Origin of the sequence: Psychrobacter sp. FDAARGOS_221 (assembly GCF_002313155.2) — a bacterium.
Classification (GTDB): domain Bacteria; phylum Pseudomonadota; class Gammaproteobacteria; order Pseudomonadales; family Moraxellaceae; genus Psychrobacter.
Genome location: NZ_NWFK02000001.1, coordinates 1,177,091 through 1,190,437 on the forward strand (window position 1 = coordinate 1,177,091; position 13,347 = coordinate 1,190,437).

The following is a 13,347-nucleotide window of genomic DNA, read 5'->3' on the forward strand; positions in this document are numbered from 1 at the left end:
AAAATAAGTTGTTTAATAAGCTCTATCAGGCATCAGCACCTGTTAAATGAAGCAATTGGTTTCGATTATAGCAAGTGTCATCAATAATTGCCTAATATCTAGTGCTTACCAGCCAGGTACTTCTTTCTTATACATTTCTATATAGGGGCTGGCGTAAGTAGATGATCCTTGCGTGGTTGGCGTCTGACCGGATGGATTGCCACTGGTTTGAGTCGGTTGTGCTGGCTGAACGGGTTGCGCCGGTGCTTGCGCTTGTGGCTGCCCGCTGCTCGGTGCTGCACCGCCTGCTTGCGCTTGAGGGGTCACAATCGGTACGCCAGAGTTTTGGGTTTGCGCAGTGGCTTGTGAACTTTGCGAAGCGTCTTGACTGGCGACTGCTTGTTGGGCAGGTGCTTCAATCACCACAGGTGCTTCGGTGTAACGTGCTGCCGGCGGCTCAAGACCTGTCTCTTGGCTAATGCTGTTTTCGTCTAAAGGTTGACCATAGTCATCAATCAGCTGTGTTAACAATACCAACTGCTTAATGCCTACTGTGCTGTCTACAATATTAAGCAAGTGTCCACGCTGCGATGGTGTCAATTTACCCATGGCATAGACAATCCCATCATCGGTCACAATCTTGATTTGGCGACCACTGATGCCGCTGTTTGCCAAAATTTTGGCATTCACCTTCGAGCTGATATAAGTATCATGCACCGTGTAGCTGGCACCTTTGAAGTTACCAACATTCAATTGGTTATAAAACTCTTTCACGTCTGGCATAGACGAAATAATGGTATCGATCTGCTTTTTGTTGGCTTCATCGGGAACCTCACCAGTGACCAAAACGGTACTGTAAAAGCTATAGACATTGATACGACTACGTTCATGCAAAGTTGGATCTTGGCGATTAATATTAACCAGAATCGTATTTTCAATACTCTTATCTAGGATGCGCTGCGCTAAGGTTCTGTCTGTTGCCGCCACACCATAAGATTCATTCGGTGCAGTCATGGTTTGTAATGATGTACAGCCGGACAATACGCCGACACCCAGCGCCATGCAAAGTGCGCTACTGCGAACAACCTTATTGGCTAATAACCAAGAACTCGCCATACCTATATCCTTATTTGTTTACTCACGATCAATGTCAATGTCATTGGTGATCGGTTCGTGAAATACTGATTGTTTAATAACCCCAAACTCATTTACCAAGCCGCTCCCATAAAAGCGCTTTGTACCCATTCTGGCAATAGCATTAATGGTTCACTATCAACTTGACCGGTTTTTGTCTGCTTGGTTTCAAACTGTATCGTCTTTGGCTCATTATAAGCCACCACATCAAAGCGACATTCTAAATGTGCATACTGTGGATGACGCTGCAAAAAATATTTAGCAGTTTTAATCAATTTACGCTGCTTGGCCTTGGTAACACTCGTCAATGCATCACCATAACCACTGACTTTACGCTTGCGCACCTCGATAAACACCAAGGTATCCCAATGCTTTGTGGACTGCAACATGACTAAGTCAATTTCACCAACTTTAGGTTGCTGCCAGTTACTGGCAATAAGCACCAATCCTTGCTGCTGCAAAAAATCAGCCGCCAGTTGCTCATAGTCACTGCCATGCCGCTGCTTCGGTGATACCAATAAATCAGGATTAGATGGCATAAAGTGCCCTTAGTATCGCAAAGCAACCAAACAACGTATATAAGTCGCTTAAATTAGCAGCCATTTAAATCAATAGCTTACACTAGCAAATTCCGTCAATAATTTAGACCCATAACTCAATCCATACCGTGATTGATTATTGATAACTTGCAAGCATCAGAAGGATATATTATCACATCATGGTAAACTGATAACAACAAACCTATTTTTTATCTTCTGTATTATTTTTATCGTTAATATTTTTACACTACAGCCAACTTATCTGTTTTTACACTATTGCACAACGAAGGTCTTTTATGACAACAATCGACACCCCTGCTCTATCTAACACCATAACTGACGCCACAGCAGCGACCAACGCACCCATTATCCACAGTAATCCTGCTCAGGCTGCACTGTATATTGTTGCCACACCCATCGGTAATATGGGCGACATAACCAGCCGTGCCATCGACATCCTTAATCAGGTCGATATCATTGCTTGTGAAGACACCCGCACCTCAGGCAAGCTGCTGTCTAACTTTGGTATTAGCACCCAGACTTGGGCGTACCATGAGCACAACAGTGAGATTCAAACCCCTAAGATTATTGAAATGATTCAGCGTGGTCATTCAATCGCCTTAATCAGTGATGCCGGCACGCCATTGATTAGTGATCCTGGCTATCAATTGGTGCAAGCGGCTCATGCTGCCGGTGTCAAATTAGTCCCTGTGGTTGGTGCTAGCGCCGCTATCGGTGCGTTAAGCGTGGCAGGTTTACCTTCTGACAAGTTCAGCTTTGTTGGCTTTTTACCCGCCAAAACCCATGGCCGCGTCAAGCAGCTTGAGCAATATGCCGCACGTACAGAGACCTTAATCTTCTATGAGGCCCCGCATCGCATTGTGGCCAGTTTAAAAGACATGGCTGCTGTATTCGGTGACAACCGCCCTGCAACCTTGTGTCGAGAGCTGACCAAAACCTTTGAAACAGTAAAAAAGGCCACCTTGGGTGAGCTGGCACAGTTTGTGGAGGCTGATAACAATCAGCAAAAAGGTGAGATCGTATTGGTCGTTGGCGGTGATGTGAACCACACCTCAGACGATGACAGCGTTCACGATAAGTTGTTACTACGTTTACTCGAAGACTTATCAGTCAAAAAAGCAGCGGCTTTGGCTTCTGATATTACTGGGGTTAAGAAAAACGCGCTGTATCAACGACTGCTTGAATTGCAGGATAAATAAAGTATAGATTAATGATGTATTGATTATGCTACAAGGATGTTTGACTATTAGTCATCAAGGTTTATTGGGTTAGAAAACCGCTAAACTCTTGAGTGACTTAAACCGTATCGGATAGGAAAAATAGGACGGACCCATTAATGAGACTTTTACTGACTATTTTAGGCATGGCCGCCGTAACTGGCTGCGTGACTCAACCTGTATCGCCTAACTCACAGCCGGCTCAGGCAAGTAACAGCAGCGTACAATATGCTAAAGAGGCGGTTATCATCGATAGAATTACCTCCGATTACTCAACAATACTTAATACGTCCAAGGTAGAGCCTGCGACAGAGTCACCGCTGACAGCTGAACCTGAAAATGAAAATGAAAATGAAAATGAAATCTATGATGAAATGTTCGTCATACAGGATGAATCCGGCTGGCCGGTCGCCGGTTATGCCTATAAGATTGTGACTGCAGAAGGGGATCTTTATAGAGGATATACCAATGAAAGAGGAGAAACCGTTAGGGTGACGACAGGCAATAGACCCGTCTCCTTATGCTTATTGAGAGATAGGGATAGAGATGACGGCAGGCGCACACTTATTAAAGGTAAAACCGACATACCCTGCCCTGCCTCATCTGAATAACCATTCAATTACAATCATAGATTAACCATGACCGTTGTTTGAGGTTAAAGGTTAAACCGGTAACGCCTGACGGTCTTTTAGCCAACCATAATGCGACCAAAGTAATAAGCTTGCCGCGCTGCGATACGGCGACCAGTCTTGAGTCAGATCTCTTAGCTGCTTAGGCGTCGGTCTGGCATCTAGCTGTAGCAAATCCATTGCGCCAACTTTAATCGCCAAATCATCTACTGCCAATACATCAGCGCGGCCTAAGCTAAACAGCAAATACATCTCTGCCGTCCATTTGCCAATGCCGGTGACAGCGGTTAAGGTTTTAATCACTTCCTCATCGGTCATTACTTCTAGCGACTCAAAGTCGATATCATGCGCTACCAACGAGCGAATATAGCGGATTTTTTGTTTAGACAATCCATGCGCACGCAGCTGATCATCATCGGCATCAATAATTGCTTGCGGATAAATCAGTCCTGCTGATTCTAGCTTATTCCAGATACTGCTGGCAGCGGCAACCGACAGCTGCTGTCCGACCATCGCTCTTATCAGTCGCACAAAACCGCCCTGATTGCGACGTAAATCAGGCATACCTACCTGCTGATACACCGCATCAAAACGTGGCTCAATATCAATCAATGCCTCAATATGACGCTGCAGCTGCTGCTCATCCTTGATGACTCGTATCTGTGGTTTACTATTTGTTTGCTGATTCATGTTATCCGTTTTGGCCTCTAACCCTCTAACAATTGATTGTCCACTCTTTTTATTATCTACTGTTTCTCAGCGGTCTGCTGTTTTAATAAAACCGCGTCTTGATACTGATAACCACCTTCCATCAAGGTGCCCATATAGTTCACTGTGCTTAGTGCATAAGGCTGATTGGGGATGGTATAGATCACATCATCATCTAATAAACAAACACTGTAGGTGGTTGTGGTCTGTGTGGCACTACGATAGTCGCCTTTATCAGTGGCAAGTTGATAGTTAAATTGATACTCATAATAGGTTTCGTCAGAGGCCTCATCACCGCTACTATTAATCGGGCCTAACCATGAGCTTAACTTTGCCCGACGCTGAGTTAACGAGTTAACTTTAATACTGGTCGCTACGTATTCAGGTTCAAGCGAAGTCAGTCGTTGCTTAATACGATTCAGTCGATGTTCAAAAAAGACTCCCTTATCATCAAACTCGTCAAACTGCTTGGTGTTCGGGTTGATATACAGTGAGCGTACTTCTATCAGATTTTGTGGAAACTGAGTATCCAAGTCGTAATAATACAACTGTGGCAAACGCCCCCGCGCATCATCAAAGTGGCGCAAGACATAGACTTTATTATCCCTCGCCTCATAGCCCAAGACCTCAATGCGCTGACCACCGCCAACGGTCGCCAATGCACCAACTGGCAAGGCAAACATAATTGCTAAGCTAATGGCGTGCAATTTGGGGAATAGTCTTGATTTCGTATTTAACATGTCATTCATCAAAATAATTAACAGAAAAATGAAAAACGGTGCAAAGTTTCTTAGATAGAAAGTTTCTTATTTACAGAGACAGATAGGGAGTTGAATAAGATAGAAAGTTAAATAAGATAATAGACAGCAGCGGATAAGAAATCAAAACAAGCCACAGAACAATCAGCTTTTTAGCTAAGTATGCACTGCAATCGACAAATTCATAACACTTATTATGACATCAAGCCTATCACACCTTGCCAAGCCACTCGGCAGCCAAGCACAGTCAAAATAACCAATACCAATTGCCGAAATCTAGCTTGTGATAAGTATTGACGCAAGCGAATACCGACCGTAATACTGGCAATAGAAACCGCCGTTAATAACCCAATCAACAGCCAGTCACTGCTTGGTAGCGCTTTTATTGGCTCCCAAAGAATAATGATTTGTGCCACTTTACCCAAGAAATAGCACATATTACCGACCTTAGCGATGGTGTTTTTATCATCGGTTGCGGACAGCAAATACATCAGCAAAATCGTCGACATCGCATTGGTTGAGCCGCCAACGATACCGGCCAACAATCCAGTGACTATCAGCACCGGCTTGGTATTGGGTAAGATAATGCGCTTGCCCAATACATTGCTAATCACATAAAAGGCAATCACTGCCGCCAACAACAGTAGAATGTAGCTGCTGTCCACCCACAACAATAACTTGACGCCAAGCATACTGCCCAGCAAGCTCATCAACGCCAATAGCCAGTAATTTTTTAGATAATAAACAAAATCGCCCCACATACTACGCTCACCCCCATGCATCCAAGTCATGAGGTTGAGCATCATAGAGGGGAGAATAATCAAAATAATGGCGTGCTGCAGGGGATACATGCTCGCCAGCGCTGTGGTTGTCACCAAAGTAACGCCAAGCCCACTAATGCCATGTAGCAGTGACGCTATGGCGAATATGGCCGATAACAGTAGGGATTCAATATCCATCGCAAACCACTAATTTTAAGTGCCGGATTTAAGTGTCGAAATTTATGTCAAATGTGACGTCCTACTCACAGCTTAGCATAAAAACCATTAGCGCTTACCAAACCCTTGCACATTTAACACATCCATCACATTTGGGCGTAACGGTGTGCCATAAGTTTTCTCAACCTGTGCTGTCCAATCGGCCACTTTATGATCACCACGTGACTCATAATAAGCAGTGACTTCTGCATTATAGTCATCTAATTGCTGTTGTGTGGCTGGCTCAAAGCTATTTTCTGAGATTAAAGCGCCCAATGGCAAGCGTGGCTTTTGGGTAATCTGCTTCGCTTCTTCAGTAGGATAACCCAAGCACATTCCAAATAACGGGAACACATACTCAGGTGCATTAATCAGCTCACCGGCACGTTTTACATCGTTACGCATACTGCCCAAATATACGCCCCCTAGCCCGAGTGACTCAGCGGCAGCCATCATATTTTGCGCAAACAATGCCACATCTACCGCACCGATTAAGGTCACTTCCATCCAATCAGTTTGTGCGGTTGGTACCAGCTGATGATGACGATGGGTGTCGATACAAAATACCAATAACTCTGGCGCCGTTTCGACATAAGGATGGCCCAGTTTTTTGCCCTCAGCGACTGCTTTGTTATAGCTTTCTTCATCCATATCGACCGAAATCTGACGAAACTTCTTACGCAGCTCAGGATCGGTTACTCGCACCACACTCACCGCCTGTGAGTAATTCGAGGTTGATACCATACGCCCGACATTAAATAAGGTTTCTAGCACTTCAGGTGCAACCGCTTCATCTGTAAATTGACGCACAGAACGGTGATTTAATAACGTCTCAACGGTTGAACTGGTCAGTGGACGGCTCTCTGAAAGATGGTTGTTTTGAGTAGATTGGCTCATAGATGTCCCCTTAAGTGATGATGTTAATGACTGTTTTAATAGCGCTTCATAAATCATAGAGTGGCTTACATACAGATAAGCCCTGATACAGATAAACCTTAAAGCTAAGTGTGTGTACTTTTATCTTTATGATTTATAGGTCTATAGTTGTTTTTACCTGTTTACTTCTACTTCAGTCTATTCATTTTGACTACCAATAAATTTGGCTATCAATAAAGATGTATATCAATGAAGCGCTAAATTATCGCACTTTATGAGGGTAACAACATATTTTGGATACGTCATTGATACACAATTAAATCAGTTCAATTACAAACCAAATATTAACAGTAATCACTGCTTATTAAATATTTCTAATTAACTTTAAGCGTTATTGACCTAATCACACGATGACTATCCATGCAATAAATTAAGACTGTAACTGCCCTACTAAGGTCACTAACTGCTTAGCAATATCGTCTTTACTGGCCTTGGCCAAAGCCTCAGGCTGCTGTTGATATTTGTCAGCAAAGAATACCGTCATCGCATTGGCATCACTGGCAAAACCAATATCAGCTCGGGACACATCATTACAAGCAATCATGTCTAAGTTTTTGGCAGCCAACTTACCACGAGCATATTTTTCAACATCTTGAGTTTCAGCAGCAAAGCCCACCACAAACATATCTGGGTAACTGTGTGAAATCGTAGCTAAGATATCTGGGTTTTTGACCAGCTCTAGCGTCATCTGCTCTTGGGTCTTTTTAATCTTTTGTGGTGCAGCTTCACGGGTTCGATAGTCAGCAACCGCAGCCGTTGCGATAAAGATGTCACAACCAGATTCAGCAGCATTAGTAGCTGCTTGTAGCATGTCGTTGGCAGACAGTACATCGACACGCTGCACTTCAAGTGGCGTGGTCAAATCGACCTTACCGCCAGCAATCAAGGTCACCTCTGCGCCAGCATCTCGGCAAGCTCTAGCTAACGCAAAGCCCATTTTGCCCGTTGAGTGATTGGACAAGAAGCGCACCGGGTCTATCGCTTCGACCGTTGGCCCTGCGGTAATGGTTACTTTTTTGCCAGCTAAGCATTGTGGTGTATTCAGCTTGGCTTTGAAGTTAAGCACTCGGCGACATAAAATCTCTGGCTCAGGCAAACGCCCTGCTCCAGTATCACCACAAGCTTGGATACCACTGTCTGGCTCAATGATTTCATAACCCAAATCAGCTAGAGTCTGTACGTTTAGCTGCACGGCTGGATGCGCCCACATTTGTTGATTCATAGCTGGTGCAATTAGAACAGGTGCGGCAGTTGCCAAACAGACTGTCGCCAATAGATCATCGGCCAGACCCATCGCTAAGCGCGCCAAAGTATTGGCAGATGCTGGTGCGATAATCATTAAATCAGCCCATTTGGCCAACTCAATATGACCCATGCCAAGCTCTGCATTGGTGTCTAATAGCTCAGTATGCACCTCATTACCAGTCAATGCTTGTAGCGTCAGCGGCGTAATAAATTGCTGAGCGCCAGCAGTCATAATCACCCGTACTTGAAAACCTTCTTTAATCAGCAGTCGAGCCAGCATGGCCGCCTTATAGGCAGCAATACCGCCGGTGATGGCTAGTAAAACATTTTTAATCTCAGTGGTCACTGGGGCGACGGGAGTGAAGATTGCAGTCATGGAATTGGGTTGCCTTTTAAAAATAACTAAAAATGTGCTTATGGTATCAAGTTTAGGACAGCTTTGGACAGCCTTTATTGTATCAATCAGCAGATAGGTTATGACGATACTGCACCATGTCGGTCTCAGACGCTAATGAATCATAAAGCCGACGTGCTGTGGTATTACCCACTTGGGTAGTCCAATAGACTCGGTTGCAGTGCTTATCTGCTGCAAACTGATAGATGTGCTCAATCAGTGCGCGTCCCACGCCTCGACCTCGTAGCGTCGCATCGACATACAGATCTTCTAAATAACAGCAGTCTGTTGTATCCCACGTATTGGGATGGAGCACCACATGAGCGAAGCCAAGTAGCTTATGACCTTGATAAGCGCCAAATCCATACACCGCTACTCCATCATCAAGCAGCTTATCCCAAGTCGCTTGGTTAATATCCTGACTTAGCTGAGTATTATAAAATCTTAAATAACCCTGCCATAGATTTAACCACTGCGGATAATCCATTCGCGACAGCGGACGTATGCTTATTGCATCTGTAGATGTGTTCATATTCGGTGCCTTGTTTATTTCAATTATTTATTGGGTTTATTTGACGTTTATTGGGTTTAACTTATTGCATAGACATTATGTTGCAATATATGCGATATAGCTGAGTATTAGCTTGGCTCTCAGTTATAAAAAACTATCAGTTTAAGAAACCATAGATTTAAGAAACCATAAGTACGAACCATCATAGTACAACCGATATCAGCTCAGCGCATTATACAAATTGGTTAATAGCGACTATACTCACCTTACACTTAAACTTACAAGCTTAACGCTACCACTCTACACCAATCCTGTAATTTTAATTGCGTGCACTCTGATAAAGCACTTATCACCGCTTACACCAAGCACTCCTGACACAAGCCGTCCCAACAAAAGCAGCCCCTTATGGCAATCAAAGACTGGCACGAAGATGACAGACCCAGAGAAAAGCTACTTAAACTTGGTGCCGAGCAGCTCAGTGATGCTGAGATACTGGCAATATTCTTGCGCACCGGCACTAAGGATCAGTCCGCCATTGAGCTTGCGCGCGGTTTGATAGACCGCTTTGACAGTATCGCCGAGCTATTGGCAGCCCCCAAAGAGCAGGTGCTGGCTTGTCACGGCATCGGCCCTGCCAAATACGCACAGCTGCTTGCCAGCTTAGAGATGGGCAAGCGCTATTTAAACAGCCAGCTTAAGTCAGGTAACAGTCTAAACCGCTCACAAGTGGTAAAAGACTATGTCACCACTCAATTACGCCGCGAAAGCAAAGAAGTGTTTGCTGTATTGTGCTTAGATAATGGTTTAAATTTGCTCGATTTTAACGTGTTGTTTGTTGGCGGCATCTCATCTTGCTCAGTGTGTGTTAAGCAAGTGCTACGCCATGCGCTAGATAACGGTGCCAGCCAGTTGATTGTCGCCCACAATCATCCCAATCAAGACGCCACACCTTCAGCAGCAGACATTCATTTGACCAAAATTTTAAAAGAGGCCTGCCAGCTGATTGACCTTAACTTAGCCGATCACATCATTGTTGGCCGTAATCAAACCTTATCTTTTGCTGAAACTGGAACCGACCCTTTTTAGAGAGTTTTAAAGGGTCTATAAGCTGACCGTTTGTACTAAGAGAATAGCAGTTCTGGGCAAATAAAAAGCCCTAAAGTTCATTGACTTATTAAAGAATAGTTATATAAAACTAACTAATTGTAAAGATTTTAGTCTTGATTATCTTATGCTATCTACTTACTCTGTGGTATAACGCTATAAAAGCGACATCTTTCAATTTTTGGACGTTTTTCAATTTTTGTTAGTCATTATTGTAAGTAAGCATAAATATAACCCGACATTTTATTAACCACATTAACCCTTATCTCTTTTAGGTTACTTATTATGACCACATTGTCTTTAGTTGGCTTTTTCATACTCGCCATTTTATTGCAGCTTCTTGCGCTGCTGGTGGTGTTCTTATATGGGTTTAGCCGCACATTGGGGTCAGCACTATTAATTATTACTGCGATAGTTGCTGCCGTGATTGCGCCTTGGTCCCTACTACTGGGTGTGCCTATTATCCTTGGCTGTTTGGTGGTATTAATTACGCCACTACGTCAGTCTTTGATCAGTAAGCCAGTTTACAAAATGCTTGCCAATGCTATGCCGAGCATGAGTGATACTGAGCGTGAAGCGTTAGATGCCGGTACCAGCTGGTGGGAAAAAGAGCTGTTCATGGGTGCGCCAAATTGGCAGACCTTTGCAGACTACCCTTATCCAACCTTATCTGAAAAAGAGCAATCGTTTATTGACAATGAGGTTGAGACCCTTTGTGCCATGCTTGATGAATGGCAAATCCATCATCATGACAAAGACTTGTCACCGGAAGCTTGGCAATACATTAAAGACAATGGTTTCTTGGGGTTAATTATTCCTGAAAGCTACGGCGGTCGCGACTTTAGCTCATATGCACAAAGCCGTATCATGAGTAAAATTGGCTCACGTAGCTTAACCGCTGCAGTCACCTGTATGGTACCTAACTCATTAGGCCCAGGCGAGCTGTTGATGCATTATGGTACCGAGGAACAAAAGCAGCGCTGGTTGCCTGGCTTAGCGAACGGTACTGAGATTCCATGCTTTGGCTTAACCGGTCCAGAAGCGGGCTCTGATGCCGGTGCGATTCCAGATACTGGTGTGGTGTGTTACGGTGATTATGAAGGCGAACGTGTGCTTGGTCTTAATATGAACTTCTCAAAACGCTGGATTACACTAGCGCCAGTCGCCACTGTTGTTGGTTTGGCATTTAAACTACACGACCCAGACGGCCTACTTGGTGATAAAAACAAAACGGATTATGGTATTACTTGCGCTTTGATTCCTGCCGATTATGATGGCGTCGAAACCGGCCCTCGCCACAATCCAGGCTCACCGTTTATGAATGGTACGGTTGTGGGTAAAAATGTGTTTATCCCACTCGACTTTATTATCGGTGGTATCGAAAATGCCGGTAAAGGCTGGCGTATGTTGATGGAATGTTTGGGTGTGGGTCGTGGTATTTCACTACCTGCCCTATCAACTGCAGCAGGTGAAATGAGCTACTTAAATGTCGGTGCTTTCGCCAAAATTCGTGAACAGTTCAAAATCCCAGTGGGTAAGTTTGAAGGTGTGCAAGATGCCAGCAGTGACATCGCCAGCAGCACCTATATGCTTGAGGCATTTCGCCATCTGGTCACCTGTGGTCTGAACCAAGGTGGTACGCCATCAGTTATGACAGCAATGGCAAAGTACTATGCCACAGAGACCATGCGTTCTGTGGTCAACCATGGTATGGATATTGTTGGCGGCCGTGCCATTCAACTTGGCCCACGCAACTTCTTAGCCCTACCTTATCAAGCGATTCCGGTATCTATCACAGTTGAAGGGGCGAACATCCTAACCCGTTCATTGATGATTTTCGGTCAAGGTGCCATGCGTTGTCACCCTTACCTATTTGAAGAGCTACAGCTGCTTCAAAGTGATGACAAAGTCAAAGCGCAAAAAGAATTTGATGACATGTTCTTTAAGCATTTAGGCTATACCTTCAATCGTGGTGCCAAGTCATTCATGGCAGGCTACTTCGGCGGCAGCAGCAAAGCGCCTCATTTTGCAGATCGCTTCACCCGTCCGTATTACAAAAAGATCAACCGTTTAAGTGCCAACTTTGCGTTAACTGCAGACATGGCGCTGGGTATCTTAGCAGGTGATTTAAAGCGTAAAGAGATGCTGTCTGGTCGCTTAGCGGATATTCATGCTCATTTATTTATCATGACCGCTATCTTACAGTATTATGCCAACGGCACTCAATCAGAGTCTGAGCAGCTGCACGCTCGCTTAGCGTTAGAAAAATCACTATATACCATTCAAGAAGCCTTCTTTGACTTCTATGACAACTTCCCGAACCGCATGGCGGCAGGGCTAGTGAAGCTGGTATGTTTCCCAGGTGGTAAGTTTGCCGACAAGCCAAGCGATGAGCTAAAACGTCAAGTGGGTGATCTGATTATGGAAGATGGTGAAAACAACCCATTCCGTGAGCAGCTTAAGACTTATGTCTACTACACCACTGACCCAGATAACACCACAGGTCGTGTTGAAAATGCGTATCAGATGCTGCTACAAACTGAGCCGTTATGGCAGAAGTTTAAGAAAGCAGAGCACAAAGGCGAGTTTGTGGGCTTAACCTTTGAAGACCATGTGTTAACCGCGCTGAAAGATGGCAATATTACTGAGGCTGAATCAGAGCAACTTATCCACTATAATTCAGTGCGCTTTGATGCACTATTGACTGACGTGTTTGATGAGCATCTGAATGAAGCACTACCGCGTTACAACCCGCATACTTTAGAAAATGCAGCGGAAAACCTAACGCCGTATGTGATAGATGATATTGAAAATGAATCAGCGGCAAACGCTGTAGTTGAAGAAGAAACTGGCAGTGAAAATACAGCGCATGGCTATGAGCAAGATGGTGACGTTGAAACTGTAGCTGAACAAGACACCTTAAATGAGCGTGTTGATCAAGCAGACTTTGACGAAGCTGAGCCAGATGAAGAAGCGCTAGATGACCGTCGTATACGCGATGCTGAGCTGACTTTAGAAAAACGTATGGCACGCAACCATCATAATGAGCAGATGCGTCAGCGTAATAATAAAGATCAGTAGTCGTTACAATACGAACTGATTCAATAGATAGCATCAAAAAACCGTGCCAAGATCATCTTGGCACGGTTTGTTTATTTTATAGCCACCGTTATGTTTAATCTGTTCTTTCAGTGC

At 44.3% G+C, this 13,347-nt stretch carries 12 protein-coding genes; 4 read left to right on the forward strand and 8 right to left on the reverse strand.

The window, feature by feature from the left end; genetic code table 11:
* Positions 1 to 105 precede the first annotated feature (105 nt).
* The gene (locus A6J60_RS04845; protein WP_096064973.1) at positions 106 to 1,095 is read right to left on the reverse strand and encodes a BON domain-containing protein; all 990 of its coding nucleotides are present in this window, start codon (positions 1,093 to 1,095) and stop codon (positions 106 to 108) included.
* A gap of 92 nt (positions 1,096 to 1,187) precedes the next feature.
* Positions 1,188 to 1,652 carry a YraN family protein gene (locus tag A6J60_RS04850; protein WP_096064974.1) on the reverse strand — a complete coding sequence of 155 codons (465 nt, stop codon included), beginning with the start codon at positions 1,650 to 1,652 and terminating at the stop codon, positions 1,188 to 1,190.
* A 296-nt stretch (positions 1,653 to 1,948) separates the two neighbouring features.
* On the opposite strand from A6J60_RS04850, the gene rsmI reads away from it, so the two are divergent.
* Both rsmI and A6J60_RS04860 read left to right on the forward strand, forming a co-directional pair.
* Positions 1,949 to 2,872 (forward strand): 16S rRNA (cytidine(1402)-2'-O)-methyltransferase, encoded by a 924-nt coding sequence (rsmI, locus tag A6J60_RS04855; RefSeq protein WP_227526068.1) that lies wholly within the window; start codon positions 1,949 to 1,951, stop codon positions 2,870 to 2,872.
* 137 nt (positions 2,873 to 3,009) lie between these two features.
* On the forward strand, positions 3,010 to 3,501 hold the full coding sequence (locus tag A6J60_RS04860) for a hypothetical protein (RefSeq protein WP_096064975.1): 492 nt from the start codon (positions 3,010 to 3,012) through the stop codon (positions 3,499 to 3,501).
* Between the two features lie 51 nt (positions 3,502 to 3,552).
* On the opposite strand, the gene A6J60_RS04865 is transcribed toward A6J60_RS04860, so the two are convergent.
* The 6 genes from A6J60_RS04865 to A6J60_RS04890 form a co-directional block, all read right to left on the reverse strand.
* Positions 3,553 to 4,209 (reverse strand): DNA-3-methyladenine glycosylase family protein, encoded by a 657-nt coding sequence (locus A6J60_RS04865; protein WP_096064976.1) that lies wholly within the window; start codon positions 4,207 to 4,209, stop codon positions 3,553 to 3,555.
* A 56-nt stretch (positions 4,210 to 4,265) separates the two neighbouring features.
* The gene (locus tag A6J60_RS04870; protein ID WP_127891431.1) at positions 4,266 to 4,967 is read right to left on the reverse strand and encodes a hypothetical protein; all 702 of its coding nucleotides are present in this window, start codon (positions 4,965 to 4,967) and stop codon (positions 4,266 to 4,268) included.
* 212 nt (positions 4,968 to 5,179) lie between these two features.
* A complete protein-coding gene (locus A6J60_RS04875) occupies positions 5,180 to 5,944 on the reverse strand; it encodes a sulfite exporter TauE/SafE family protein (protein ID WP_096064978.1) in 765 nt (254 codons plus the stop codon).
* An 87-nt stretch (positions 5,945 to 6,031) separates the two neighbouring features.
* The gene (gene nfsA, locus A6J60_RS04880) at positions 6,032 to 6,859 is read right to left on the reverse strand and encodes an oxygen-insensitive NADPH nitroreductase (protein ID WP_096064979.1); all 828 of its coding nucleotides are present in this window, start codon (positions 6,857 to 6,859) and stop codon (positions 6,032 to 6,034) included.
* 409 nt (positions 6,860 to 7,268) lie between these two features.
* Positions 7,269 to 8,519: a bifunctional phosphopantothenoylcysteine decarboxylase/phosphopantothenate--cysteine ligase CoaBC gene (gene coaBC, locus A6J60_RS04885; protein ID WP_096064980.1), complete on the reverse strand. Its 1,251-nt coding sequence runs from the start codon at positions 8,517 to 8,519 to the stop codon at positions 7,269 to 7,271.
* Positions 8,520 to 8,601: 82 nt separating this feature from the next.
* Positions 8,602 to 9,069: a GNAT family N-acetyltransferase gene (locus tag A6J60_RS04890; protein WP_096064981.1), complete on the reverse strand. Its 468-nt coding sequence runs from the start codon at positions 9,067 to 9,069 to the stop codon at positions 8,602 to 8,604.
* A gap of 384 nt (positions 9,070 to 9,453) precedes the next feature.
* Between A6J60_RS04890 and radC the strand changes: the two genes are divergently transcribed.
* Both radC and A6J60_RS04900 read left to right on the forward strand, forming a co-directional pair.
* Positions 9,454 to 10,134, forward strand: a complete 681-nt coding sequence (gene radC, locus A6J60_RS04895) for a RadC family protein (RefSeq protein ID WP_096064982.1) — start codon at positions 9,454 to 9,456, stop codon at positions 10,132 to 10,134.
* A gap of 303 nt (positions 10,135 to 10,437) precedes the next feature.
* Positions 10,438 to 13,233: an acyl-CoA dehydrogenase gene (locus A6J60_RS04900; RefSeq protein WP_096064983.1), complete on the forward strand. Its 2,796-nt coding sequence runs from the start codon at positions 10,438 to 10,440 to the stop codon at positions 13,231 to 13,233.
* The last annotated feature ends 114 nt before the right edge of the window (positions 13,234 to 13,347 follow it).